Source organism: Streptosporangium fragile (genome assembly GCF_039534445.1).
Taxonomy (GTDB): Bacteria; Actinomycetota; Actinomycetes; order Streptosporangiales; family Streptosporangiaceae; genus Streptosporangium; species Streptosporangium fragile.
In genome coordinates this window covers 1-26543 of the sequence record NZ_BAAAVI010000096.1, presented here as the reverse complement: position 1 = coordinate 26543, position 26543 = coordinate 1, and the positions used below count along the sequence as shown (strand labels likewise).

The window sequence follows — 26543 nt, the reverse complement described above, 5'->3', positions numbered from 1 at the left end:
CGACCCGATTTCGCTTGCCTGCCGAATTCCGGCGTCCCCCCTTTCGGGGCAACCCCTCAAACTTACCAGCCCTTGAGCGATCCTGCGAACCGATCTCTGGAACCGTTGGTTTCAGGGGATGATCGGCAGATACGGCACAAGCCATGCTGAAGTCACCGGAGTGATTGGAGTGGTTTGCGCCGGACCTCGCCGACATCAAAAGATTAGCAGTCCCCATAGACCGCTCGGGACGTAACGCTGAACCTCACGCGTCCACGGAGCGGGCATGCGATCAGCTTCTCGGCCGTGAACGGCCGAGGAACAGCCGAGGAGCAGCCGAGGAACGGCCGAGCTTGCAGCTCCTCACCGTCGGCGGGTTTCGACGTTTCAGGGCACGTCGCCGGCGACGTGACTCGCCGCCCGGCCCCGCCACACCACGTGACCGCGTGCGGCGATGCCGCGGGCCGCGTTGGCATCGGCGTGCTCAGCGAAGCCGCACGGCGTGCGGGAGCAGGTTTCCCGGTCAGGCCGGTTCTTCCGGTCGGTGTGGCGGAACACCGAGTAGGTCTGTGAGATATGGGCGGAATCCACGCAGATCGCGGCGGCCCCAACGCGGGTCGCCGTGTGGGCGATGAAGCCCTCCAGCCGATGAAGCCCTCCAGCCGATGAAGCCCTCCAGCGATGAAGCTCCCCAGTCCGTGGAGCTCCCCAGTCCGTGACACCCCCGGCCGATGAATCCCCAGGTGCGCGGAGTGACCCGCCGGGGCTTGCGGAGCCGTACCCGGCGCGTGGATCCCCAGGTCTTCCAGGGATGGGGGCAATGCCACCTTTCACCGCGCTTCCCGCGTCCGGCGTACCGGTTCCGGGCGGGGCCGAGGCGGCAGGCCGACGACCGCGACCGGGTGGGAAAGGCGGTCCATGTCGGGCAGGCGGTTCCGCCTGGGGGTGAACGCCCGGTGTTCCTCGTTCGAGGGTGCTGAACACCCGGATGTGATCGAGCGCGCATCGGATGCCTGGATGGGGGGACATGCGCCGGATACCCGGTTACGGTGCGGGAAGTTCGCCGAGGTCGGCACGAGCCGAGCCGGGACGGGAAACATAGACTCGGCGAGGTGAGCAGTCAGACGCCGCCGAAGGCGAAGAAGGTTCCCAGCGAGCGCACCCACCACGGCGACACCGTGGTCGACGACTATGCGTGGCTTACGGTCAAGGACGACCCCGACACGATCGCCTACCTGGAGGCGGAGAACGCCTACACCCAGGAGGCGACCGCCCATCTCAAGCCGCTGCAGGAGACGCTCTTCCAGGAGATCAAGAGCCGCACCCTGGAGACGGACCTGTCGGTTCCCACCCGCAAGGGTGCCTGGTGGTACTACTCGCGCACCGAAGAGGGCAAGCAGTACGGCATCCAGTGCCGGGTGGCGGCCCAGGGCGAGACGCCGCCGGAGCTGAAGGCTGGGGAGTCGCTGCCGGGCGAGGAGATCCTGCTCGACGGCAACGAGCTGGCCGGTGACAGCGACTTCTTCGCCATCGGCACCAGCTCGGTGAGTCCGGACGGTACCAGGCTGGCCTACTCGGTCAACTTCACCGGTGACGAGCGTTTCACCCTCAAGGTGAAGGACCTCACCACCGGCGAGACCCTCCCCGACGAGATCCCGGGCATCTTCTACGGCGGGGCCTGGTCCGCCGACGGTACCGCGTTCTTCTACACCACGGTCGACGACGCCTGGAGGCCCCACCAGGTCCACCGGCACACCATCGGCACCCCGGCCGAGGACGACGTGCTCGTCCACGAGGAGACCGACGAGCGGTTCTGGGTCGGCGTCGGCCTCAGCCGCAGCGAGCGTTTCCTGGTCCTCTCCTCCGGGAGCAAGATCACCAGCGAGGTCCGGGTCCTGGAGGCGGACGACCCCACGGGCGAGTTCCGCGTCGTCCGTCCCCGAGAGACCGGCGTCGAGTACGGCATCGACCACGCAGGTGATCACTTCCTCATCCTGCACAACCGGAACGCCGAGAACTTCGAGCTGGCCACCGCCCCACTCGACGCCCCCGGCGACTGGACGCCGCTGATCGAGCACCGCGAGGACACCCGGCTGCTCGACATCGACGCCTTCGAGAGCCACACCGTGGTGCACTTCCGCAGGGACGGCCTGACCGGCATCCGCATCCTGCCCCGCGACGGTGAACCGTACGAGGTCTCCTTCCCCGAGCCGATCTACGACGTCGCCCCGTCGGGGAACCCGGAGTTCGTCACCGAGCGGCTCCGGCTCGGCTACACCAGCATGATCACTCCGCCGTCGGTCTACGACTACGACCTGCAGGCACGCGAACTGGTCCTGCTGAAGCAGAAGGTCGTGCTCGGCGGCTACGACCCCGCCGACTACGAGCAGTTCCGCGAATGGGCGACCGCCTCCGACGGGACCCGCGTCCCGATCTCGATCGTGGTCAGGAAGGACACGGAGCGGCCGGCGCCCACGGTCCTGTACGGCTACGGCAGCTATGAGGTCTCGATCGATCCCTCCTTCTCCGTCGCGCGGCTCAGCCTGCTCGACCGGGGGTTCGTCTTCGCGGTCGCGCACATCAGGGGCGGCGGCGAGATGGGCCGCCGGTGGTACGAGGACGGCAAGTTCCAGAAGAAGAAGAACACCTTCACGGACTTCGTCGCCGCCGCCGAGCACCTGAAGTCGGAGGGCTGGTCCAGCGCGATCATCGCCCGGGGCGGGTCGGCCGGTGGGCTGCTCATGGGCGCGGTCGCCAACATCGCGCCCGAGGCCTTCGCGGGCGTGGTCGCCGAAGTGCCGTTCGTGGACGCGTTGAACACGATCCTCGACCCGTCGCTGCCGCTGACGGTGATCGAATGGGACGAATGGGGTGACCCGCTGCACAACCCCGAGGTGTACGAGTACATGAAGTCGTACACCCCGTACGAGAACGTGGACGACCGGATCTACCCACCGATCTTGGCGATCACCAGCCTCAACGACACCCGCGTCCTCTACCACGAGCCCGCCAAGTGGATCGCGAAGCTCCGCGATGTCGCCGGCGGCGGGCCGTTCCTCCTGAAGACGGAGATGGGCGCCGGACACGGCGGCCGCAGTGGCAGGTACGACTCCTGGCGCGAGGAGGCCTTCACCCTCTCCTGGATCCTCGACACGGCGAAGGTGAACCGATGACCTACATCGCGGACGAAGACCGCTACGACGGGCGCCAGCCGTACAACAGGGTGGGCAAGAGCGGGCTCAGGCTGCCCGCCGTCTCGCTGGGGCTCTGGCACAACTTCGGCGACGACAAGCCCTTCGAGATCCAGCGGGACATCCTCAGGAGGGCCTTCGACCTCGGGGTGACCCACTTCGACCTGGCCAACAACTACGGCCCGCCGTACGGCTCGGCGGAGACCAACTTCGGGCGGCACATGCGTGAGGACTTCGCGCCGTACCGCGACGAGCTGGTCATCTCCACCAAGGCCGGGTACGACATGTGGCCCGGCCCGTACGGCGAGTGGGGCTCGCGCAAGTACCTGCTGTCGAGCCTGGACCAGTCGCTCAAGCGGATGGGGCTCGACTACGTCGACATCTTCTACAGCCACCGGTTCGACCCGGAGACGCCGCTGGAGGAGACGATGGGCGCGCTGGACCAGGCGGTCCGCTCCGGCAAGGCGCTGTACGCGGGCATCTCGTCCTACTCGCCCGAGCACACCGCGGAGGCGGCCCGGATCCTGCGGGACATGGGCACGCCGCTCCTGATCCACCAGCCGTCGTACTCGATGCTGAACCGGTGGATCGAGGGCGGGTTGCTCGACGTGCTGGAGGACGAGGGCGTGGGCTGCATCGCGTTCTCCCCGCTGGCGCAGGGCATGCTGACCGACCGCTACCTGAACGGCGTCCCCGAGGGGTCGCGGGCCTCACTGGGGCGGTTCCTCACGCCGGACATGCTGACCGAGGAGGCGATGCGGCACGTCCGCGTCCTCAACGGGATCGCCGGGCGGCGCGGCCAGTCGCTGGCGCAGATGGCGCTGGCGTGGGCGCTGCGCGACCGGCGCGTCACCTCGGTGCTGATCGGCGCGAGCAGCGTCCGGCAGCTGGAGAACAGCCTCTCGGCGGTGGAGAACCTGTCGTTCACCGCCGAGGAACTGGCGGAGATCGACAAGGACGCGGTCGAGGCGGGGATCAACATTTGGGCCCAGTCCAGCGAAGCGTGACCCGCGCGGCGCGGGACGGGCGGCCGCCGGGCCTTCTCCCGGAGGACCGGCGGCCGCCCACCGCGGAGGCGGAAGGCTACAGGGCCTGCTGCCGCTGCAGGTAGGTGAACGAGGCCCAGCCGGGCAGGACCGGCAACCAGAAGGTGAGCAGCCGGAACAGCAGCACGGCCGGGGCCGCGATATCGCGGTCCAGGCCCGCGAGGACAAGACCGGCCGTCAGGGCCACCTCGACGGCGCCGAGGCCGCCGGGGGTGGGGGCGGCCGAGCCGACGGCGTTGCCCGCGAGGAAGACCAGCGCGACCGCGGCGAAGTCCAGCGAGCCGCCGAAGGCGCGGATCGAGGCGTCGAGGCAGAGCACGAAGGAGATGGTCAGCAGCAGGGTGCCGCCGAACCCCTCGATGATCTTCCGGGGCGACTGGAGCACGTCGAGCAGGCGGGGGATGACCCCGGAGAACAGCGCGCGGATCCGTGCGGTGACCATGCGCCGCAGGCGTGGCACGCCCACGATGACGAGGACCAGCACCGCCACGGCCAGCACCGTGATGACGAGCGTGCGCGACGGGTTGAACGAGGGGGCCGTGTCGGAGCCGGTGATGTAGGCGAACAGCAGGAGCAGGCCGAGATGGAAGGCCAGGCCGATGAGCTGGGATGCGCCCACACTGGCCACCGCCTGCCCCGGCGGGATGCCGCGTTTCTGCAGGTAACGGGTGTTGACGGCGACGCCGCTCACCGCCGCGGGGGCGACGAGCTTGACGAACGACCCGGCGAACTGCACGAGCACGGTCCGGCTCAGCGGCAGCGGCTCCGGGACGAACCCCATCAGCATGAGTGCGGCGGCCACGTAGCTCAGCATCGCGGCGGCCAGCGCCACCCCGGTCCAGCCCCACTTGGCCGACGTGATCATGTTGAGGTTGATCTGCGTCAGGTAGTAGACCACGAAGTAGGCGGCGAACGCGGTGGCGATGATCGTGATCAGGGTCCGCGGGCGGAAGCGCTCCAGGCGCACCTCCTCGGCCTCGACCTTGGGCTTGAGCTCGACGATCCGCTCGCGGATCTCGGTCAGCAGTTCCTTGTTCCTGTTGAGCGCCGCCCTGGTCTCGCGGGTCATCGCGATCCGCTGGAGCAGCGGGAGCGCGTCGGCCAGCACGTTGACCCCGGCCACGGCCGCGGCGGCGTCGACCGAGCGCCGGGCGCCGACCCGCAGGCCCAGGTAGGTGAGCAGCTGGGCGACGTCGAGGCGGAGCAGCAGGTCACCGGCGGCGATCTCACCGCTGCGGGCGTCGGTCAGGACGATCCGGCCCTCGCCGTCGACGTGGATGCTGTCGCCGGTCAGCCGCCGGTGGGCGAGCCGCTGGACCTGCAGGAGCAGGACCTGCTCCCAGATCTGGGCGAGCAGGTTGTCGTCGATCTCGTCGTCGGGGATGTCGTCGAGGGCGCGGGTGGGGGTGTGCTCGTACGCGAGCAGCGCGGCCTCGCTGCCGATCTCGCTGGTGGCCAGCAACCGCGGGGTGCTCGCGCCGGCGGCGTGCGCGGCGTACGCCATCAGGGCCTCGCGCTCCAGCTCGGCGCGGAGCGAGCGGATGGCCTTGCGGCGGGTCTCGGAGTTGAGGCGGATGCGCCGCCAGAGGCGGTAGAGCAGCCCGGCGACCTGGCGGTCGCGGTCGAGGACCGTGACGTCGAGACGGCTGCCGTCCTTGAGACCGACGGCGTAGCGGCGGCTGCTCTGGTGGTCGTCGAGCCTGCGGGCCTTGACCGGGGCGAAGCCCAGCTTGCGCAGGGCCTCGACGACCGCGCTGCCCGGCGGGCGGGTGTTCGGGCTGCCCACGCCGTACAGGGTGGCGTAGCCGACGGCCAGGCCGACCAGGATGGAGACGACGATGCCGAGGACGGTGGCGGCCGTCGCCGCGAACAGCGCGACCGCGTTGAGCGCGACCGCGCTCCACAGGGCCGCCCGCCAGGTGGGGCTGCGGGATATCCGCACCGCGGTGACGTAGGCGATGACCGGGGTGAGCAGCGTGTTGACCGGCTCGACGCCGGACCGGCCGCCGGTGAGCAGTAGCCGCAGTTCCTCCGGGCCGGCGTGGACGATCCACTCGCCCAGCACGAAGGAGAGGATCATCGCGGTGATGGCCGCGAACAGGCCCTCGGCCACCCGGAGGCCGTCGCGGCGGAGCACCCGCTCGATGGCGAAGGCCGCGGGGACGCCCAGCATGGCCGCGGCGCTCAGCACCCCGACGAGGCCGCTGAGCAGGAACGGCGCTCTGCTCGTCCCCTCGGCGACGTCGCTTTCGAGCCCGTTGAGGGTCTTCTGCGCGACGAGGGCGAGCAGGATCACGGCCGCCAGGCCGAGCAGGGTGGCCAGGAAGCGCAGCAGGTCGGAGGGGCGTCGGATGCGCTGCGGGAGCAGCGGCTCGACGACGAGCACGGCGGAGTCGTCGTCCGTCGAGGGCCGCGTGCCGTCGACGGGCGCGAGCTTGTCGCGGTCGCTGATTTCCGTCACCGCCTGCGATTCTGCACGTTCCGCATTACAGGTGAGTCACCGATCTTCTCTTCCAGTCTTCACAATCGGAGTCATGCGCATCTCAATAGCCTCTGACAGTCTCGACGGTGTGGCTCCCATCCTGGCGTCTGAAATCGAAAAACGCGGTCACACCGTGATACCGCACGGCGCCGTGACCGACGAGCGCGCCGACTGGGCGTGGTGCTGTTCCCGGGCCGCCGAGGACGTGGCCTCGGGGGCCGCGGACCAGGCGGTGGTGTGCTGCTGGACCGGGACAGGCGCCTCGATCGCGGCGAACAAGGTGCCCGGGGTGCGGGCGGCGCTGTGCGTGGACGCGGCGACCGCGGCCGGCGCCCGGCGGTGGAACGACGCCAACGTGCTGGCGATCAGCCTGCGGCTGACGTCGGCGCCGCTGCTGGCGGAGATTCTCGACGCCTGGTTCGCCGGCAGCCCCAGCTCCGAGGAGGGGGATCAGGCGAACATAGCGTACCTGTCCGAGATGGAGAATTGACCCTCCGAGCTGCGGTGATGCTGGATCCGGGGGTCTCGGCCTGGAAGTCTGAGCGCGGCATGTCCCGTCGCCCGCTCGCCGCCCGCCGGCCTCCGTCCGCGGCTCCAGAGCCCTCCTGCTCGGCCGCGTCCGGCCGTGACCGCGGGAGCGGCGTCGGGTCCGTTTCGTGACAGATTTCGTGACAGAGGAGTCCCGCATTGCGCGCACGTGCCTCCAGAGGGCTGCTGGCCGCCATCGCCGCGGTCTCGGCGATGGTTCCCGCCGTCTGCGCCGGTCCCGCCGGCGCGGCACCGGCCCCCGAGCCCTCCGGCGGGTTCTTCACCGGATCCTTCACCGGGCCCTTCGCCGGAGGGAGCGCCGGAGAGGCCGCCCTCCCGCCGGGTGCGAGCCCGGTGCCGTGGGCGGGCGCCGAGGCGTTCCGGAAGTCGATCAAGGTCCCGGCCGTCAGGCGACACCTGCTGCGGCTGCAGCGCATCGCCGACGACCACGGGGGCATCCGCGCTTCGGGCACCCCCGGCTTCGACGCCTCGGCCGCGTACGTCGCGGGCCTGCTCCGCGCCGCCGGCTACCGGGTCACCCTGCAGGAGTTCGAGTTCCCGTTCTTCCGCGACGTCGACCCGCCCGTGCTCGAACGGGTCGCGCCGGCCGCCAGGACGTACGAGCGCGGCAAGGACTTCCGGACCATGACGTACTCCGGTTCGGGGGACGTCACGGCCCCGGTGCAGGGGGTGGACCTGGCCCTGCCGCCGAGCCCGGCGCCGAGCTCCACCTCCGGCTGCGAGGCGAGCGACTTCGCCGGGTTCACCCGGGGCAACATCGCGCTCATCCAGCGCGGCACCTGCAGCTTCCAGGTCAAGGCCGAGCTGGCCCAGGCGGCCGGTGCCGCCGGGGTGATCCTCTTCAACGAGGGGCAGGCGGGCGAGGGCCCCGACGACCGGAGGGTCCTGCTGAACGGCACGCTCGGCGCCCCCACCGTGGACATCCCGGTCGTCGGCACCACGTTCGCCGTCGGGGAGGAACTGGCGGCCGCGGGGACGACGGCGACGCTCACCACGAAGACCGAGAGCGACCCGCACCGCAGGACGCGCAACGTGCTCGCCGAGAGCCGCTGGGGCGACCCGGAGCGGGTGGTCATGCTCGGCGCCCACCTCGACAGCGTCACCGACGGCCCCGGCATCAACGACAACGGGTCCGGCACCGCGGGCGTGCTGGAGACGGCGCTCGGGGCGAGCGTCCTCCCGACGCGCAACAGGCTCCGCTTCGCCTTCTGGGGCGCCGAGGAGCTGGGCCTGCTCGGGTCGCAGCATTACGTGTCCACGCTTCCCGCGGCGGAGCGGGCGAAGATCAAGCTGTACCTGAACTTCGACATGATCGCCTCACCGAACCACATCTTCGGGATCTACGACGGCGACGACTCCGACCGGGTCGGCGCCCCGGCGGGCCCTCCCGGCTCGGACCGGATCGAGAAGCTCTTCGAGTCGTACTTCACCGCGCTGGACCTGCCGTACAAGGGCACCGACTTCACCGGCCGCTCCGACTACGGGCCCTTCATCCAGGCGGGCATCCCCGCAGGTGGACTGTTCACCGGCGCCGAAGGGATCAAGACCGAGGAGGAGGCGGCGGCGTTCGGCGGCGAGGCGGGGGTCGCCTACGACAAGTGCTACCACCAGCGGTGCGACACCATCGCCAACGTCAACGACCGGGCTCTGGGGGTGAACACCGGCGCGATCGCGACGGCCGCGTTCGTCTACGCCTACGCCCGCACCCTGCCCGGAGGCGGCGCCGCCCCGGGCACCGTCCAGCCTGGAAGCGGAGGGGGCGGCCTGGCGCACGACCACGGCCAGGACCCGGGCCACAGCCACACCGGCGTCTCCCGCTGAGCGCGCCGCTCCCGGTGACGAATCCCGCCGGGAGCCCGCACGCGGCGGATCCACCCGTGGACGGACCACCCCCGGTGGCGGGCGTCCACGGGTGACGGCGGCGCGGGAGGCGGAGCGCGTGTTCCGTCCTCCCGGCCCGCGGATACAGTCGGGGACATGTCGTCAGGCGAATTGCGCGTGCTTGGGGCCTGCCCGCTGGACTGCCCGGACACATGCTCCTGGGTGGTGACCGTACGGGACGGCGAGGCCGTCACGATGCGCGGGAACCCGGACCACCCCTACACCCGCGGCGCACTCTGCGTGAAGGTCAACCGCTACCTGGAGCACGCCAAGGCCGCCGACCGCATTCTGCACCCCATGCGGCGGGTCGGCCCCAAGGGCTCCGGCCGGTTCGAGCGCATCAGCTGGGACGAGGCCCTGGACGAGACCGCCGCGCGGCTGCGCGGCATCGTCGAGGAGCACGGCGGCGAAGCCATCTGGCCGTATCTGGGCACGGGCACGCTCGGATACCTGCAGGGCGCCGAGGGGGTGGCCGGGCGCCGGTTCTGGAACGTCCTCGGGGCCTCCAGGCACCACCTGAACATCTGCTCGGTGGCCGGCAACACCGGGCTGCGGCAGGTCAACGGCACACCCGGCGGCATGGACCCGGAGACGTTCGCCCTGTCGAAGCTGATCCTGCTCTGGGGCACGAACACGCTGACCAGCGGCCACCATCTGTGGAAGTTCATCCAGGAGGCCCGCGCGGCCGGGGCGTACGTGGTGGCGATCGACCCGATCCGCACCCGCACCGCCGAGCAGGCCGACGAGCACCTGCCGATCCGGCCGGGCACCGACGCGGCCCTGGCGCTCGGGTTGATGAACGTCGTGCTCGCCGAGGGCGCCGAGGACCGCGACTACCTGGCGAACCGCACCAGCGGCTGGGCGGACTTCCGCGAGGAGATCCTGCGTTACCCGCCGGAGCGCGTGGCGGAGATCACCGGGTTGCCCGTGGCCGGCATCCGGGCCCTGGGGGTGCGGCTGGCGCACACCCGGCCCACCGGCATCCGGGCCACCATGGGCATCCAGCGGCACGCGGGCGGCGGCACCGCGATGCGCACGATCGCCGCCATTCCCGGCGTGACCGGTGACTGGCGCCATCCGGGGGGCGGCATCGCCTACTCCACCAGCGGCCACATCCACCTGGACATCGACACCCGCGACGACCTGCTCGCCCGCCCGGTCCGCACGCTCACCATGACCCGGCTCGCCGACGAGCTGGACGAGTCGGTGAAGTGCCTGTGGGTGTACGGGGCCAACCCGATGGCCTCCACCTCCGACCAGAACCGCATCCGGGAGCGCCTGCTGCGCGAGGACCTGTTCACGGTGGTGGTGGAACAGTTCCCGACCGACACCGTGGACTACGCCGACATCGTGCTCCCGGCGACCATGCAGATCGAGCACGCCGACCTGCACGCGGGCTACGGGCACATGTACCTGATGTGGAACGAGCCGGCGGTCGAGCCGCCGGGCGAGTGCCTGCCGACCACCGAGACGTTCCGCCGCCTGGCCGCGCGCATGGGGCTCACCGAGCCGTCGCTGTACGACTCCGACCTGGAGCTGGCCGAGCAGTTGCTCTCCTCGGGCCACCCGTCGCTGGAGGGTGTCACGCTCGACCGGTTGCGCAAGGAGGGCTGGGTCCGGCTCAACGTGCCGCAGCCTTTCGTGCCGTTCACCGAAGGCTTCCCGACGCCCTCGGGACGGCTGGAGTTCGGCTCCGGACCCGCCTACGTGCCCCCGCACACCGCCTCGGCCGCCCCGGGCCCGTACCCGCTCTCGTTGATCACCCCGGCCTCGCACACGTTCCTCAACACCACTTTCGGCAACAACCCCGAGTTGCTGCGGCGCTCGAAGGGCCCCCGGGTCCTGGTGAACCCCGAGGACGCGGCGCGCCGGGGCCTGGGTGACGGGCAGCGGGCCCGGGTGTTCAACGGCAACGGCGGGTTCGAGGCCGTGGTCGAGATCAGCGAGAAGGTCCGGCCCGGCGTGGTGGCGTCCGCCAAGGGGCACTGGGGCAAGCTCAGCCCGGGAGGCGCGACGGTGAACGCGGTGGTCGACGGGCGCGACGCCGACATGGGCCGGGGCGCCGTCTACCACGACAACCTGGTGGACCTGGTGCCCGTCTCCCCGTCCTCTTCCGCGGACTCCCCGGCGCTCTCCCCCTGATCCTTCGCCTGACGGCCCGGTGCCGGCCGGTTCCAGCCGGGCCGGTACGGGCCGGTGGCCCCCGGCGGCCCTGACCGAAGGGGACGCCGGGGGTGGTGCCATGGCCTGGCTGCTGGCCGTGCCCCCGCGGATTGCCAGTAGCCGGGCCGAAATCGGGAAGCAGGGCGATATGCCGCATCTCCGATTTTCTGTCGATTATGTCAGAGTTGACATAGATGGCCATCCCCCACGGCGAGCAGGCCGTCTGAAAGGCTGGCCTCGATGACCTCGACACTCGGATACGCCATCCTCGCGGTGCTGGCCCGTCGCCCGAGGTCGGGATACGACCTGGCCGCCGCCATGAACCGCCCCATGGGCTACTTCTGGACGGCCGGGCACAGCCAGATCCACCCTGAGCTGCAGCGCCTGGTGGCGGCGGGGCTGGCCAGCTTCGAGCAGGTCCCGGGGCCGGGGCCGCAGGGCAAGAAGATCTACTCTCCCACCGCGGAAGGGCTGGCCGCGCTGCGCAGGTGGGTGGTCGAGCCGCCCCAGTCGCGCCCGGAGCGCGACGAGATGGTGCTCAAGACCTACGCCTCGTGGGTCGCCGACCCGGCCGAGCTCGTCCGGCTCTTCCGTGAGGAGCTGGCGGCGCACGAACGACGGCTGTCGGCCTACGAGAAGGAACGGGACGCCCTGCCGGAGGTGCCCGCCCACGGCAGCCAGGCTTTCGGCAGCTACGCGGCCCTGTGGTGCGGGATCAGCTACGAGAGGCACCGCATCGCCTGGTGCCGTTGGATGATCGGCCAACTCGGCGTGGACCGCTGACCGTCCGGGCCCGGCGCGACGGGGACGCCGGTCGTCCCCGGGGCGGGCCGCCGCCGGGGCTCAGGGAACGACCAGGGTTGCCCCCCGATGCGGGCAGGGGGGCGCCGCGGGCAGCCTGATGGCATGAACGAACTGACTCGACGTGACGAGATGTCCCTCGCCGGAGCGGCACTGCGCGGGGCCCCCTGGAAGACCGCCGCGATCACCGGCGCCGCCGCGTCGGCCGCCAGCTTCGTGATGGCCATCATCGCCGGGGAGGCGAGCCTGACCGGGCCGATGTCGCTCGGCATCGGCCTGTTCGCCCTCATCTCGGCGATCGGCGCGATCCGCCGGCCCGAGACCGGGGACCGGGTGACCCGGCAGGCCCGCCTGTGGGCGCTGCGCCACCCCTGGCGTTTCTCGCTCTATCCCGCCCTCGGCGCCGCCACGCTCATGTATCCGGTTCAGCTCATCCTCGACGGCGAGGGGGTGTTCGGCGCGGCGCTGGACTCGCTCCAGGGCGGTGTCCTGATCTACCTGATCACGGCGCTCATGGCGCTCACCTTCCGGGGACGGGGCCAGCGGTCCCTGCCCCACGGCCGCTGACCCCCGGCGACCGGGGTTCGGGGCCGGCGCCCGGGGGTGTCGCCGGCCCCTCCCGCGGCTCTCCGGAGCCCGTCAGGCCCTCTCGTACTCGGCGCGGCAGACGCAGAACTCGTTGCCCTCGGGGTCGAGCATGGTGACCCAGCCGCCGCCGTTGGGTTTGCGACGGTCCTCGAAGACGGTGGCGCCGAGCCCGAGCAGCCGCTCGACCTCCTGGTCCCGGGTGGTGCCCCCGGTGCCGGTGACGTCGAGGTGCACCCGGTTCTTGGTCGACTTCCCCTCGGGGACCTTGATGAACAGCAGGTTCACCCGGCCCTGGAGAAGGACCTCGTCATGGTCTTTCTGTGTCTCCGGGTGAAGCTCCCCGCCGGTGGCGTCGCGCCAGAAGGTCGCCAGTTCGTACGGCCGGGCGCAGTCGAATGTCACGAAGTGCACGTCAATCATGTGCACAGCCAATCGCGACACCCCCTAAACCGTCAAGCCGGTTTCCGTGCATCCGGTCGGCCGCGACCGCTGTCCTTCAGCGGCATCCTCCGGCGGCGGCCGCCGGGGCCCGTCGTCTCCGCGCGGCCGGTGGCCGCCGCCGGATGCTCAGTGCCCGCCGGCGAGGTTGAGGCCGACGACACCGGCCACGATGAGCAGGATCGATGCGATCTTGAGGAACGACGCGTCCTCACCGAGGACGAGGATGCCGAGCGTGGCGGTGCCGACGGCGCCGATGCCCGTCCAGACGGCGTAGGCCGTGCCGACCTCCAGGCTCCTCAGGCCGAGCGCGAGCAGGCCGAAGCTGAGTACCGCGAAGACCGCGAACCCGACGCTCGGCAGCGGCGCGGAGAATCCGTCGCTCATCTTGAGCGAGTAGGCCATCGCGACCTCGAAAAGACCGGCGACGACGATGATGACCCAGGCCATGACGTCTCCTCTCCAGGAGCGTCGTCTTTGCATGCCGGGTACGGCGCGTCTCGTCCGGGAACATCCCTTATGGGCGTTCTACTCGAGGAGCGTAGCAAAGCTCACCGTGATTCCCACCAGAGTGTGAACCAGCGGTCGCGCGGGACCGGCCACATGTCCAGCTCGATCACGGCCGCGATGACGTCGTCGGCCCGGTCACGCCCCAGGCAGAGCCTGCGGCAGGCGCTCTCGGCGAGGTCCTCCAGCTCGGTGAAGCGGGTCAGCGGGGCCGGACGCGACTCGTGGTGGACGTCGTAGCCCAGCTTCGCGGCGATGTCGATCACGTCGTGGGCCGTGGGACGGCGCGGACGGGTGACGCCGTGGAAGTGCTGCCAGAGCGGGTTGAGCCAGCTCATCGGATGGCACCCGGTGAGCTCCAGGACGACCCTGCGGCGGGCGTGGCGCGTCAGCTCGGTGAGGAACCCCGCCAGGTCGGGCACGTTGTAGACGACGTGGGCGGAGACGGCGACGTCCGCCTCCGGGGTCTCGGCCGCGACGTCGGGCCAGCGGCCCCGGATGATCCGGGTGGGCACGCCCAGCCGCTCCGCACGCGAGGCCAGCTCGGCCAGCATGGCGTCGGAGACGTCGACCGCCACCAGCTCCCCCAGGTCGGCGGCGAGCGGCAGGGAGGCCGCCCCGGTGCCGGCGCCCACGTCCAGCACGCTCCCGCCGGGCGGGAGCGCCTCGGCGATCCGCGCCAGGGTCGGCCCCTCGGGCTCGGCGAGGGCCCGGTCGGTCCGCTCGGCGAACCGCGCCGGCGAGTGCCCCCACGGATCGGCGGGCGCCCCTGCGGCGATTTCCTCAGGGATCCTCCACAGCGCCAGGTCGGCCCGCCACTGCTCGTCCACGACAACAGCCCGTTCGTCCACGACAGAAGCCTAGAAGAGCTTTCCGAACTGGTCGATCAGCGTCAGCACCGAGAAGTAGCCGAAGAACGCGAAGGTCAGCAGCACGATCACCAGCCGGTACCCGCGGATGCGGATGGCCTCGGGCAGCAACCGCCGGTTGAGCACGGCGAGCAGCGCGGAGTAGAGGAACATCATGATCCCTCCGACGCTCGCGGAGATGACCAGGAGCGTGATCGGCTGGTCGAACCCGATGGTGAGCATCGCGATGCCGAACAGCACGATGAACCAGACGACCAGGCTGTAGACACGGCTCTCGGTCCACCGTGTGCTGGCGGGAAGGTAGACGGTCTTGACCACGTCGGCGACCATCCTGGCGACGTAGTCGCAGATGCCCATGCTGGCGGCGAAGAGGGACAGCGCCCCGACGGCCCAGAAGAAGGTGCCGAACCACGACAACCGCTGGTTGAGCACCTCACCCTCGGTCCGCAGGAAGGTGACGTCGCTCGCGGTGCCGGCGCCGAAGACCGTGGAGTAGGCCAGCATCGACATCAGGGAGATCGTGACGATCGTGATGGCCACGAACGAGACGAGCTGCTCGATGTTGGCCACCCGCCACCAGCCGCGCCAGCGCGCGAGGTTGGCCTCGTCGGCGGTGAAGGCGAAGCCGGTCGCCGGGACCGCCTGGTCCTCTCCGGTGATCGGGGAGACCAGGCGCGGGATCCGCTCGCCCATGCCCATGTTCTTGTCCCTGATCCAGTTGCTCTGCACCAGGTTCTGGCCGCCGCCGGCCCCGGCGAAGGCCATCGCGCCCAGCACCAGCGCCGCGCCGAGCTGGGCGGGGACCTGCCCGGCGTGGGTGACCGCCTCCCCCAGTCCCCGGTAGGCGTCGCCGGTGATGGCCAGGAAGAGCGCGATCACCAGGAAGACCAGCACCGCGCCGACCTTGAGGAACTGGGTGGCCTCCATAGTCCGGTAGACGACCGGGGAGAGGGTGAGCGCGACCGCGATCAGGAGCAGTTCGACGACCGCGATGACGGTGACGTCTCCGCCCACGGCGTAGGTGAGGACGGTGGCTGAGCTGGTGGCCCAGCCGGGCCAGATGTTGGCGAGCACCGCCATGGCGGCGAAGGCCAGGCCCCAGTGCCGTCCCAGGCGGCTGAACCCGGTCAGCGCGGTCTCCCCGGTGGCCAGGGTGTAGCGCTCGATCTCCATGTTGAGGAAGTACTGGGCGACCACGCCCACCACGGCGGCCCACAGGAATACGAGGCCGACGTTGGCGGAGATGTAGGGCCAGATGACGAACTCCCCCGACGCCAGGCCCACCCCCGCCGCGATGACCCCGGGCCCGATCACCTTCCGCAGCGGCTTCGGGTCGGGGAGCTCTGCCGGGCGTAATTCGGGAAGCGTCATGGCACCCATGACTGCCCCGGCGACGTATGACAAACGTCCCATCGGGACGTTTTTTTATGGGTTACCCGCGGGTAGCATTACCGGTAACGTTACTGGTGAGTACAGACGACCGCGGTCCCCGGTTTCAAGGAGAAGACCCCCATGGGCCACTACAAGAGCAACCTCCGCGACCTGGAGTTCAACCTCTTCGAGGTCTTCGGGCGCCGGGACATCCTCGGCACGGGCCTCTTCGCCGACATCGACGAGGACGTCGTGCGCAGCGTTCTGGACGAGGTCAACCGCCTGGCCACGGGCGTCATCGCCGACTCCTTCGAGGAGGGCGACCGCACGCCGCCGGTCTTCGACTCCGCCACCGGGGCGGTGACGATGCCGGCGGGCTTCAAGAAGTCCTTCGCCGCCTACCGCGACGCCGGCTGGACCAACCTCGGCCTGCCCGCCGAGCTGGGCGGCCCCGGCCTGCCCAGCAGCGTGCACTGGGCGCTGGCCGAGCTCGTCCTCGGCGCCAACCCCGCCGTCTGGATGTACTCCAGCGGACCGGCCTTCGCCCTCGTGCTGCACACGATCGGCACCGAGGACCAGAAGCGCTTCGCCGAGCTGGCCGTCGAGCACCAGTGGGGCGCCACCATGGTGCTCACCGAGCCGGACGCCGGATCCGACGTGGGCGCCGGCCGCGCCAGGGCCCTCCGGCAGCCCGACGGCACCTGGCACATCGAAGGCGTCAAGCGCTTCATCACCAGCGCCGAGCACGACCTGACCGACAACATCTTCCACCTCGTGCTCGCCCGCCCCGAGGGACACGGTGTCGGCACCAAGGGCCTGTCGATGTTCCTGGTCCCCAAGTACCACGTGGACCTCGCGACCGGCGAGCTCGGTGAGCGCAACGGCGTCTACGTGACCAACGTCGAGAAGAAGATGGGCCTGAAGGTCTCCACGACCTGCGAGCTCACCTTCGGCGAGAAGCATCCCGCCGTGGGCACGCTGGTCGGCGACGTGCACGAGGGCATCAGGCAGATGTTCATGATCATTGAGCATGCCCGGATGATGGTCGGCACCAAGGCGATCGCCACGCTCTCCACCGGCTACCTGAACGCCCTGGAGTACGCCAAGGCCCGCGTGCAGGGCGCCGACCTGACCCAGATGGCCGACAAGGCGGCCCCGCGCGTGACCATCACCCGCCACCCGGACGTGCGCCGCGAGCTGATGCTCCAGAAGGCGTACGCCGAGGGGATGCGGGCGCTGGTCCTGCTGACGGCCACCTACCAGGACGACGTGCAGATCGCCCAGTTCGAGGGTGGGCGGAACGAGCACGCCGAGGCGATGAACGACCTGCTGCTCCCGCTGGTCAAGGGCGTCGGCTCCGAGCGCTCCTACGAGATGCTGGCCCGCTCGCTGCAGACCCTGGGCGGCTCCGGTTACCTGCAGGACTACCCGATCGAGCAGTACATCAGGGACGCCAAGATCGACTCCCTCTACGAGGGCACCACCGCGATCCAGGGCCTGGACCTGTTCTTCCGCAAGGTCCTGCGCAACCAGGGCGCCGCCCTCGGCTCGCTGTACGGGGACGTCAAGGCCTTCGCGGCCTCCGAGGCCGGAAACGGCCGCCTCAAGGAGGAGCGCAAGCTCCTCGGCGAGGCCGCCGACGAGGTCAAGGCCATGGCCGACACCATGGCGGGCTGGGCGCTCGGCTCCCTGGAGTCGCCGCGGGAGGTCTACAAGGTCGGCCTGAACACCACCCGGTTCCTGCTCGCCCTGGGCGACGTGGTGATCGGCTGGCTGCTGCTGCGCCAGGCCGAGGTCGCCCTGACCGCGCTGGGCTCCGCCGACGCCGCGCAGCGCTCGGCCGACACGGCCTTCTACACCGGCAAGGTCGCCGCCGCCTCGTTCTTCGCCCAGACGGTCCTGCCCCGCATCGCCGCCGAGCGCCGCACGCTCGACGCGACCGGCCTGGACCTGATGGACCTGCCCGAAGCGGCCTTCTGACCCTCCCCCACCACCGGCCACCTGCTCCCGCGGCAGGCGTGCGAGGGGCGGTCCCGTTCTCCCGGGACCGCCCCTCTCCCGTTTCACAGAAGGTCGCCACACGCGGCGAACACCATCAAACGGGTTGACGCCGTCCCAAGTTATTCTCATACTGAGTTTGTCTCAATTTGAGAAGGACATGCGATGGATGAATCCGAGTTCCTGGCGGGCTACGACCCACGGGCGTATCCGGCGGTCGCGGTGACCGTCGACGTGGTGGCGCTGACCATTCGCGGGGGCGCCCTGCACGTGCTGCTCGTCCGGCGGGGCGAGCAGCCCCACGCGGGGCGGTGGGCGCTGCCCGGAGGGTTCATCCGGCCCGACGAGGACCTGCCGGAGGCCGCGGCGCGCGAGCTCGCCGAGGAGACCGGGATGCCCGGCCGGGTCCACATCGAGCAGCTCGCGAGCTACGGCACGCCCGGCCGGGATCCGCGCATGCGGGTCGTGTCGGTCTCCTACCTGGCCTTCGCCCCCGACCTGCCCGCCCCCCGGGCGGGCACGGACGCGGCGGACGCCGCCTGGCACCGGGTCGAGCGCCTGCCCGAACTGGCCTTCGACCACGCGCGCATCCTCACCGAGGGCCTGGAGCGGGCGCGCGACAAGCTGGAGTACACCCCGCTGGCGACCGCGTTCGTGGGTGAGACGTTCACCATCTCCGAGCTGCGCTCGGTCTACGAGGCGGTCTGGGGCGTGCCGCTGCACGCCGGCAACTTCCACCGCAAGGTCCTGTCGGTCCCCGGGTTCGTGGAGAGCACCGGGGAGACCACCGAGACGGGCGGGGCCCGGGGCGGCCCCCGGGCCAAGCTCTACCGGGCCGGCGACGCCCGGCTGCTCCACCCGGCGCTGCTGAGACCCGCGAGAGAGGAGGAGATCAGATGACCACCACCGAGGCGATCGCCCTGGTGACCGCCGCCCGCACACCCGAGGACCTGTTCGGGGGCGACTGCCCGCAGCGGGCGTACCGGAGGCTGGCGCGACTGCTCCACCCCGACCTCGCGCCGGGTGCGGAGGCCGCGGCGGCGTTCGCGCGGCTGGCGACGCTCTGGGCGGCCCGCGGCCGGGCCCCGGAGAACGGCCGGGATCCCGGAAACGGCCGGGCCTCCGGGAGCGGCCGGGCCCCCGAGACGGTGATCACCACCAGGCGGGGGACCTACCGGGTCGGGGGCGTCTTCCGGCGCGGCGCGTCGGCCGTGCTCTACGAGAGCGGCGCCGACACGCTGCTGAAGATCCCGCGCAGCCACGCGGACAACGACCTCATGCGCCGCGAGGCCGACGCGCTCACCACGATCGCGCGGGACGGCGACCCGCTGCTGCTGCCGTACGTGCCCCGGCTGGTGGAGTCGTTCCGGCACCGATCGGCCGGGGTGGAGCGGCAGGCCAACGTGATCAGCCGGGTGCCGGACGGGTTCCTGAGCCTGGCGGAGATCTCGCGGCGGCGGCCGGTGCTCGACCCCAGAGACGCGGCGTGGATCTGGCGCCGGCTGCTCGTGGCGATCGGCGTGGCCCACCGGGTGGGGGTCGTGCACGGCGCGGTCTTCGGCCACCATGTGCTCGTCCACCCGATCGACCACGGCCTGGTGCTCGTCGACTGGAGCCAGTCGGTCCCGGCCGGCACCCCGATCACCGCCCTGGTGGCCAGGCACCGCGACGACTACCCGCCGGAGGTCCTGGCCAGGAAGCCCGCGACCCCGGCCACCGACATCCGCCTCGCCACCCGGTGCGTGGCCGCCCTGATGGGCGAGCGCGTACCCGGCCCGATCCGCCACTTCGTCCGGGGCAGCCTGCTCGGCCCGCCGGATGACGCGTGGCGGCTCCTCGCCGAGCTGGACGAGCTGCTCGACGACCTGTACGGGCCGCGAAAATACCGGCCCCTGCATCTGTGACCTGCGAAAAAGCCCCACCCCCACCCGAGGAGACCCCATGGGAAGCGGAATCTGGTCCACCGACGTCTACGCCGCCGCCGCGAGCTACCGCAGGGCCAGCGGCTCCAGCGCCTTCGCCTACAGCGACAGCGGCGCCCGTACCGTGCACGCCGACCTCGACCCGCGCGGCGTGACGGTCCGCGAGAGCCGCGACTCGGCCGAGCATCCCGCCTCCCTCGCCATCGCCGTGCTGTTCGACGTGACCGGCTCGATGGGCGGGGTGCCCCGCACGCTGCAGACCAAGCTGCCCGACCTGCTCGGGCTGCTGCTGCGCAAGGGCTACGCCACCGACCCGCAGATCCTCTTCGGCGCGATCGGCGACGCCACCTGCGACCGGGCCCCGCTCCAGATCGGCCAGTACGAGTCCGACAACCGGATGGACGAGCACCTGGGCAAGATCCTGCTGGAGGGCGGAGGCGGCGGCCAGAAGACCGAGTCGTACGAGCTGGCGATGTACTTCATGGCCCGGCACACCTCGATCGACTGCTTCGAGAAGCGGGGCCGCCGGGGCTACCTGTTCATCATCGGCGACGAGCTTCCCTACCCGCGGGTCAGCCGCCGCGAGGTGGAGTGGGTCGTCGGCGACCGGCTCCGGCGGGACGTGCCGACCAAGGAGATCGTCGCCGAGCTGACCCGGATGTACGACGTCTACTACATCCTCCCCGCCGGGGCGAGCCACGCCGGGGACGGCGAGGTGCTGGCCGCCTGGCGCAAGCTGCTCGGCCAGAACGTGCTGGAGCTCGACGACCTGGACGCGGTCTGCGAGACCATCGCGCTCACCGTCGGCCTCGGTGAGGACGCCATCGACCTGCGCGCGGGGTTGGACGACCTCGACGAGCTCGGCTCGGACGCCGGGGCCGCCGTGGGCAAGGCCCTGGCCAGGCTCGACCGGGGCACGCTCGTGGTGTCCGACGGCCTCGACCTCGGCGGCGACAGCGGCGTGGTCCGGCTCCAGGGATGAGGAGGCGACGGTGAACAGGTGGTCGCATGCGTGAGCACGTGATCGTGGCGGACCTCGGATACGGCGACGCGGGGAAGGGCACCGTCGTCGACTGGCTCTGCTCGCGCGAGCGGGTCCAGGCCGTCGTCCGGTTCAACGGGGGCGGGCAGGCGGCGCACAACGTCGTCCTGCCCGACGGGCGGCACCACACGTTCGCCCAGTTCGGGTCGGGCACGTTCCGGGGCGTGCCGACCCACCTGTCCAGGTTCATGATCGTGGACCCGCTCTCCCTGGCCGGGGAGGCCGCCCACCTGGCCCGGCTGGGCGTCCCCGACCCGTTGGGGCTGCTCACCGTCGACCGGGACGCGCTGCTCGCCACGCCGTACCATGTGGCGGCCGGACGGGCCAGGGAACTGGCGCGCGGCGACGACCGGCACGGGTCGTGTGGGATGGGTATCGGCGAGACCATGGCCTACGCCCTGGGACACCCCGGACTGGCGCCGACCGCCGGCGACTGCGAGAGCCCGGCCGTGCTCACCCGCAAGCTGCGCGCGCTCCGCGAGGCTCTGGGGGTGACCGGGCCGCCCGTCGAGGACTGCGCGGCGGCCTACCGGGCGTTCGCGGAGCGGGTGACCCTGGTCGGTTCCTCGTTCACGACCGCGCTGCTGCGCCGGAGGCCGGTCGTCTTCGAGGGGGCTCAGGGCGTGCTGCTCGACGAGTGGCACGGCTTCCACCCGTACACCACCTGGAGCACGACGACCTTCGCCAACGCGCTGGAGCTGCTGGACGGGACGGCCGCCGTGCGGCTGGGCGTGCTGCGGACCTACACCCCACGGCACGGCCCCGGGCCGCTGGTCACCGAGGACCCCGGCCTCGCACTGCCCGAGGCGCACAACGGGGACGGCCCGTGGCAGGGCCCCTTCCGCACCGGCCACTTCGACGCGGTGGCCCACCGCTACGCGCTGGCGGTGACCGGCGGGGCCGACGGGCTCGCGCTGACCCACCTGGACGCGCCGGTGTCGCGGATGTGCGTCTCGTACGACATCGGCGAGCTGCCGGTGGGCCCGGCGGGAGACCTCGACCGGCAAGCCGGGCTGACCGGTCTGCTGGCGGCGGCGCGGCCGCGCTACGCCGACGGGGTCGACGACTGGCCGGAGGCGGTGGCGGAGGCCCTCGGCATCCCGGTGTGGCTGGGATCCTCCGGGCCCACCGCGGCGGACAAGGTCGCCTTCGACGGTGTTATCGCCCCCGAACGGGTATGACCAATCCCGTACGTTTCCTTTGCCTGGCCGCCAGCTCTGCCGGAGGAACCGATGGGTGTCGGAGTCAGCATCTTCTTTCTCACGCTCGGCGCCATCCTCCGGTTCGCCATCGAACCCGACGTCCTCGGCGAGGACGTGCACATCGACGTGATCGGCCTGATCTTCATGATCGTCGGCGGGGTGGGGATCGTGCTGAGCGTCGTGCTGGCCCCCAGGCGCGGCAGCACCTCCGAGGGCCGCCTGATGCACCGCGAGAACCGCCCTCCGGACGTCTAGGCCTCGCGGTCCTCCACCTCGAACTGGACGGCCGCCCGGGAGGCCAGGATCGGCTTGACGTGCTCGGCGATCACCGCCTGGTGGGCCGGGTGGTCGCGGTAGACGAGGTAGTCGTCGACGTCGGCGAAGTCGGCGACCACGGCGAACTGGTGGTTGCCGGGGTTGACGCCCGCGTCGGGGCCGATGGTGTAGGAGCGGATCTCCGCGATGACGCCGGGCAGCTTGCCGAGCTCCTCCGCCACCCTCGCCCGCTGCTCCTCGGTGGCCTCCTGCGCCCAGGTGAACAGCACGACATGCCGGAACATGGTCTTCCCTTCGTTGGAGTGCCCGGCCAGCGTACGGCCAGGCACGGCAGAACCCGGCATCGGACCCGGACTCCATGCCGGACCCCGGATGCCGGGCCTGGACTCGATACCGGGCCTGGACTCGATACCGGGACGTCGGCTCACACCGGCCCCGGCCCCGGATGAGACCCGGCCTCGCTCCGGGCGCCGTCTCACGCCGGACGCGGTGCGGTGTCGCGGCGTCCGGCGGGCTTGACCCTTATCCGGCCGGCACGGCCCCGGACGGGTTCGAGCACGATCTGGCGTGCCGTCTCGGGGATGAAGCGCAGGTCGTGGGTTATCAGGATGGTCGTGCGGCCGGCCATCAGCCGGTTGAGCGGCTCCATGATCCGGGCCGCGGTGAGCGCGTCGAGACCGGTCATCGGCTCGTCGAGGACGAGCACGGGCGCGTCACGCAGGATCGCCCGGGCGATGGCGAGGCGCTGGCGCTGCCCGCCCGACATCAGGCGGCCACGCTGCCCGATGGGCGTGTCGTACTTGCGCGGCAGCGTGTTGACGAAGTCGTGCACATCCGCCAGGACGGCGGCCCGGACGATGTCGTCCATGTCCGCGTCGGGGCGGCCGTAGGCGATGTTGTCGCGGACGGTGCCGGAGAACAGCAGGTTCTCCTGCTGCAGGATGGTGATGTTGTCCCGTAGCGACTCCCGTGACAGGTCCCGGATGTCGAGGCCGTCCAGCAGGATGCGCCCGGCGGTGGGGTCGTAGAACCGCAGCAGCAGCTTGGCGATGGTCGACTTGCCCGCGCCGCTGGGGCCGGTGCACACGATCAGCTCGCCCGGTTCGACGGTGAAGGAAAGATTCCGGAGCGTGGGCCTCCTCCGGTTGGGATAGGTGAAGTCCACCCCGTGGAACTCGATCCGGCCGCGGCTGCGCGTCGCCGGCCGGGTGGGCGCCTCGCGGTCGGCCACCGCGGGCTCGGCCCGCAGCACCTCGATGACGCGGTCGGAGCCGGCCGCCGCCTCGGAGACGGTGAGCGCGATCTGCCCGAGGTTCTGCACCGCCGGGTAGAGGTAGGCGAGGTACGCCGCGAAGGCGAGCAGTCCGCCGATGGTGAGGCGGCCGGAGACGATCTCCCACGCGCCGACCCCCAGGATGACGAGGAGGCAGACGGTCTCGATGACCTGGACGACCGGCCCGTACAGCGAGGCCAGCCACGCCTGGGAGAGGTTGGCCCGCATCCAGGTCCGCCCCTCGGCGTGCAGCCGCTCGGCCTCGGTCCGCTGGCGGTTGTACGCCTGGACGAGGGACTGGTTGGACAGGCTCTCCTCGATGACGCTGTTCATGGTGCCGTTGCTGGACCGCTCGCGGGCGGAGGCGGTCCTGAACCTGGCCGCGAAGACCTTGGAGACCAGCAGGAACGCCGGGATCAGCGTGAACGTGACCAGCGCGAGGTCCCACCGGATGTAGAAGGCGGCTCCGGCGAAGAAGATCACGCTGGCGACCGTCGTGAAGAGCTTGACCAGGCCCGAGCCGACCAGTTCCTCGATGGCCTCGATGTCGTCGGTGAGCCTGGCCATCAGGTCGCCCAGGCGGCGGTTGTCGAAGAAGTCGGGGGTGAGGGTCTGAAGGTGGTCGAAGACCATGTCCCGCAGCCTCAGCAGGAAGCGTTCCCCGCCCACCGCCGTGGCGTAGGAGCCGGCGAAGGTGGCCAGGCCCGCCACGACCGTGAGCCCCAGCCAGGCGGCCGCGGGCGTCCAGAACGCCCCCAGGTCCTGGCGGCTGAGGACCTCGTCGGTGATGAAGCCGAACAGCGCGATCGCCACGACCTCGCAGACGGCCGCCACGATCGCCAGCACGACGCCGATGACGAGGAACCGGCGGACGCCGCGGGTGTAGGGCCAGAACTCCCGGAAGGTCCGGCGGATGGAGACCGTCGGTGCCGTGGGAGGCGGGTGCGCCCCGGCCCCCGCTCCTCTCGACGGGAGGGATTCAGAGAACGAGAGCCGACGGTTGACCCGTCGGCTCTCGTTGGGCGGTGCTACCACCACCACCTCCGGCGCCAGCCGCAGCCGCAGCGACGCCAGCCACAGCCTCGCCGCCAGCCGCCCCAGCCGCCCCAGCCCCAGTCGGTCGGGAAGATCTTGGTGAAAGTCATGGTTCCCCCCTTGCTGAGGTCCCGCGTTTGCGAGCTCTCGTGCACTTACCAATACCGACAGTAGCACTGAGAAGGGTGCAAATCACTCAAAACGGTCATCCTTATGCAGGCTTTAACCCGTTATTCCGAAGAGGCGGCAAACATGACACAGGTAAAATCTTCCCCTCCTTCGTCGACCACACCCCTGCACCCCCTCCGAGCTGAGGATACGTTCCATAAAACACCATAAACAGAAGACCAAGGAAAGGTTGGGGAATTGACACCCGAGTAAGGACGATTAGCGCACATGGAGTCGCCCGGAAGCCCCTATCGGGCCTTGTGAAGTTTCACGTCACATTAATTGACAAGCTCAGTCAGCAAATACGGCCGAATGGACCGGGACATATCACGGAAGCCCCCGGATCGGCCTTGGTGCGCGGCTCCCGCGAGCGGTACCGCAGCTACGGAGGACGCCACAGGGCGCCACGGTGCTGTCGTGAGGGGTGACACGAAGGAGCGCGGAGAGGCGCCGTGGAAGGCGTGGGAGGCGCCACGGCAGGACGTGGAGTGCGCATGGCATGGCGTGGGAAGCGCCATTGCACGGCGTGGAGTGTGCCATGACAAGGCGTGGAGGGTTGCCCACGGCGAGGCATGGAGGAGCACCCTCGAAGAGGCGCCGGGGAGACATGGGGAAGCGCCACGGAGGCGCCGCAGAGACGTGACCCGTGGCCGAGACGCCACGGAGGTGCGGCCGAGACGCCACGGAGACGCAGCCGAGGCGCCGTGACGGCGGCGAGCCCGCCCCCGGCGGGGACGGGCTCGCGATGACGCCGGTGGTGGGCCGGTCCCGGTCGCGTACAGGGCGGGTCCGGGACGCGGCTCCCCGGGCTCAGTTCCAGGCGAGCATGCGGAGCGGATCCTCCAGCATGGCGCCGACGTCGCGGAGGAAGAGCGAGCCGAGCTCGCCGTCCACGATCCGGTGGTCGAACGACAGGGCGAGGGTGCACACCTTGCGGGGCACGACCTGCCCGTCCACCACCCAGGGCAGGTCCCGGATCTGACCGAAGGCCAGGATGGCCGACTCGCCGGGGTTGAGGATGGGGGTGCCCGCGTCCACCCCGAAGACTCCCACGTTGGTGATCGTGATCGTGCCCCGGGCCATGTCGGCGGGCTGGGTGCGACCGGCCCTGGCGGCCTCTGCGAGGGCGCCGAGCGCCCTGGCCAGGTCCGGAAGGGAGAGCGACTGGGCGTCCTTGATGTTGGGGACGAGCAGGCCGCGCGGGGTGGCGGCGGCGATGCCCAGGTTGACCCGGTGCTTGACCACGATCTCCTGGCGGGCCTCGTCCCAGGTGGAGTTGACCATCGGGTACCGGCGGGCGGCGACCAGCACCGCCTTGGCGACCAGGAGCAGCGGCGAGACCTTGACCTCGGCGAAGTCCGGCATCGCCCGCAGCCGCCGGACCGCCTCCACGGTCCCGGTCACGTCCACCTGGAGGAACTCGGTGACGTGCGGCGCGGTGAACGCGGAGGCCACCATCGCCTGCGCGGTCGCCTTGCGTACCCCCTTGACCGGGATCCGCTCCTCGTCCCGCGAGACGTCCCACGCCTGCGGTCCGGCCGGGGCGGCGGTCGCGGCGGCGACCGCCGCGTGGACGTCGTCCCGGGTGATGGAACCGTGCGGGCCGGTCCCGGTGAGGGCGGTCAGATCGACTCCCAGGTCCCTGGCCAGCTTGCGCACCGGCGGCTTGGCGGCCACCGCCACCCGGGCCGCGGGCCCGGCGGCCTCCCGCTGCGCGGGTACGGCCACCGGCGCGCTCGCGCGGGCCACGGCGCCGGGCGCA

General features: G+C 71.0%; 22 protein-coding genes and 1 riboswitch. Of the genes, 13 read left to right on the top strand and 9 right to left on the bottom strand.

What is annotated here, in order from left to right; all coding sequences use genetic code 11:
* Nucleotides 1–366: 366 nt before the first annotated feature.
* Nucleotides 367–1008 (bottom strand): zinc ribbon domain-containing protein, encoded by a 642-nt coding sequence (locus ABD841_RS41000; protein WP_425582105.1) that lies wholly within the window; start codon nt 1006–1008, stop codon nt 367–369.
* Nucleotides 1009–1091: 83 nt separating this feature from the next.
* On the opposite strand from ABD841_RS41000, the gene ABD841_RS36935 reads away from it, so the two are divergent.
* Together ABD841_RS36935 and mgrA are read left to right on the top strand one after the other, a co-directional pair.
* Nucleotides 1092–3152, top strand: a complete 2061-nt coding sequence (locus ABD841_RS36935) for a S9 family peptidase (protein WP_344981440.1) — start codon at nt 1092–1094, stop codon at nt 3150–3152.
* The gene (gene mgrA / locus ABD841_RS36930) at nt 3149–4177 is read left to right on the top strand and encodes an L-glyceraldehyde 3-phosphate reductase (protein ID WP_344981438.1); all 1029 of its coding nucleotides are present in this window, start codon (nt 3149–3151) and stop codon (nt 4175–4177) included. The genes ABD841_RS36935 and mgrA overlap by 4 nt, the downstream gene beginning before the upstream one ends.
* 76 nt (nt 4178–4253) lie before the next feature.
* Here the strand turns inward: mgrA and ABD841_RS36925 are convergent, their stop codons facing one another.
* Nucleotides 4254–6677, bottom strand: coding sequence for a lysylphosphatidylglycerol synthase transmembrane domain-containing protein (locus ABD841_RS36925; RefSeq protein WP_344981436.1), 2424 nt, complete (start codon nt 6675–6677; stop codon nt 4254–4256).
* Between ABD841_RS36925 and ABD841_RS36920 the strand changes: the two genes are divergently transcribed.
* The 5 genes from ABD841_RS36920 to ABD841_RS36900 all read left to right on the top strand — a co-directional run bounded on the left by ABD841_RS36920 (nt 6568) and on the right by ABD841_RS36900 (nt 12659).
* The gene (locus ABD841_RS36920) at nt 6568–7188 is read left to right on the top strand and encodes an RpiB/LacA/LacB family sugar-phosphate isomerase (RefSeq protein ID WP_344981434.1); all 621 of its coding nucleotides are present in this window, start codon (nt 6568–6570) and stop codon (nt 7186–7188) included. The two genes, ABD841_RS36925 and ABD841_RS36920, sit on opposite strands and share 110 nt — an antisense overlap.
* 197 nt (nt 7189–7385) lie before the next feature.
* The gene (locus ABD841_RS36915; protein WP_344981432.1) at nt 7386–9068 is read left to right on the top strand and encodes a M28 family metallopeptidase; all 1683 of its coding nucleotides are present in this window, start codon (nt 7386–7388) and stop codon (nt 9066–9068) included.
* Between the two features lie 156 nt (nt 9069–9224).
* Nucleotides 9225–11270: a molybdopterin-containing oxidoreductase family protein gene (locus tag ABD841_RS36910; RefSeq protein ID WP_344981430.1), complete on the top strand. Its 2046-nt coding sequence runs from the start codon at nt 9225–9227 to the stop codon at nt 11268–11270.
* Nucleotides 11271–11531: 261 nt separating this feature from the next.
* Nucleotides 11532–12074, top strand: a complete 543-nt coding sequence (locus ABD841_RS36905; RefSeq protein WP_344981428.1) for a PadR family transcriptional regulator — start codon at nt 11532–11534, stop codon at nt 12072–12074.
* Between the two features lie 123 nt (nt 12075–12197).
* The gene (locus ABD841_RS36900; RefSeq protein WP_344981426.1) at nt 12198–12659 is read left to right on the top strand and encodes a hypothetical protein; all 462 of its coding nucleotides are present in this window, start codon (nt 12198–12200) and stop codon (nt 12657–12659) included.
* Between the two features lie 72 nt (nt 12660–12731).
* On the opposite strand, the gene ABD841_RS36895 is transcribed toward ABD841_RS36900, so the two are convergent.
* The 4 genes from ABD841_RS36895 to ABD841_RS36880 all read right to left on the bottom strand — a co-directional run bounded on the left by ABD841_RS36895 (nt 12732) and on the right by ABD841_RS36880 (nt 15907).
* Nucleotides 12732–13100 carry a VOC family protein gene (locus ABD841_RS36895; RefSeq protein WP_344981424.1) on the bottom strand — a complete coding sequence of 123 codons (369 nt, stop codon included), beginning with the start codon at nt 13098–13100 and terminating at the stop codon, nt 12732–12734.
* Between the two features lie 147 nt (nt 13101–13247).
* Nucleotides 13248–13568, bottom strand: a complete 321-nt coding sequence (locus ABD841_RS36890) for a DMT family transporter (protein ID WP_344981422.1) — start codon at nt 13566–13568, stop codon at nt 13248–13250.
* Nucleotides 13569–13583: 15 nt separating this feature from the next.
* Nucleotides 13584–13649: riboswitch (guanidine-III (ykkC-III) riboswitch) on the bottom strand.
* 20 nt (nt 13650–13669) lie between these two features.
* Entirely contained in the window at nt 13670–14476 is an 807-nt protein-coding gene (locus ABD841_RS36885) for a class I SAM-dependent methyltransferase (protein WP_344981420.1), read from the bottom strand.
* A gap of 9 nt (nt 14477–14485) precedes the next feature.
* The gene (locus ABD841_RS36880; RefSeq protein ID WP_344981418.1) at nt 14486–15907 is read right to left on the bottom strand and encodes an Nramp family divalent metal transporter; all 1422 of its coding nucleotides are present in this window, start codon (nt 15905–15907) and stop codon (nt 14486–14488) included.
* A gap of 99 nt (nt 15908–16006) precedes the next feature.
* On the opposite strand from ABD841_RS36880, the gene ABD841_RS36875 reads away from it, so the two are divergent.
* From ABD841_RS36875 to ABD841_RS36850, 6 genes are all read left to right on the top strand, one after another.
* Nucleotides 16007–17845, top strand: coding sequence for an acyl-CoA dehydrogenase (locus ABD841_RS36875; protein ID WP_344981416.1), 1839 nt, complete (start codon nt 16007–16009; stop codon nt 17843–17845).
* Between the two features lie 183 nt (nt 17846–18028).
* The gene (locus ABD841_RS36870) at nt 18029–18763 is read left to right on the top strand and encodes an NUDIX hydrolase (protein WP_344981414.1); all 735 of its coding nucleotides are present in this window, start codon (nt 18029–18031) and stop codon (nt 18761–18763) included.
* On the top strand, nt 18760–19767 hold the full coding sequence (locus ABD841_RS36865; protein WP_344981412.1) for a lipopolysaccharide kinase InaA family protein: 1008 nt from the start codon (nt 18760–18762) through the stop codon (nt 19765–19767). Before ABD841_RS36870 ends, ABD841_RS36865 begins: the two co-directional genes overlap by 4 nt.
* A 37-nt stretch (nt 19768–19804) precedes the next feature.
* Entirely contained in the window at nt 19805–20767 is a 963-nt protein-coding gene (locus tag ABD841_RS36860) for a hypothetical protein (protein WP_344981410.1), read from the top strand.
* A gap of 26 nt (nt 20768–20793) precedes the next feature.
* Nucleotides 20794–22008 carry an adenylosuccinate synthetase gene (locus ABD841_RS36855; RefSeq protein ID WP_344981408.1) on the top strand — a complete coding sequence of 405 codons (1215 nt, stop codon included), beginning with the start codon at nt 20794–20796 and terminating at the stop codon, nt 22006–22008.
* Nucleotides 22009–22059: 51 nt separating this feature from the next.
* Entirely contained in the window at nt 22060–22284 is a 225-nt protein-coding gene (locus ABD841_RS36850; RefSeq protein WP_344981406.1) for a hypothetical protein, read from the top strand.
* Here ABD841_RS36850 and ABD841_RS36845 read toward each other — a convergent pair.
* The 3 genes from ABD841_RS36845 to ABD841_RS36835 form a co-directional block, all read right to left on the bottom strand.
* Nucleotides 22281–22634: a Dabb family protein gene (locus tag ABD841_RS36845; RefSeq protein WP_425582103.1), complete on the bottom strand. Its 354-nt coding sequence runs from the start codon at nt 22632–22634 to the stop codon at nt 22281–22283. The genes ABD841_RS36850 and ABD841_RS36845 overlap by 4 nt on opposite strands.
* A gap of 146 nt (nt 22635–22780) precedes the next feature.
* Nucleotides 22781–24616 carry an ABC transporter ATP-binding protein gene (locus tag ABD841_RS36840; protein WP_344981404.1) on the bottom strand — a complete coding sequence of 612 codons (1836 nt, stop codon included), beginning with the start codon at nt 24614–24616 and terminating at the stop codon, nt 22781–22783.
* A gap of 975 nt (nt 24617–25591) precedes the next feature.
* The coding region (locus tag ABD841_RS36835; protein ID WP_344981402.1) for a dihydrolipoamide acetyltransferase family protein at nt 25592–26543 on the bottom strand (952 nt) is incomplete at its 5' end.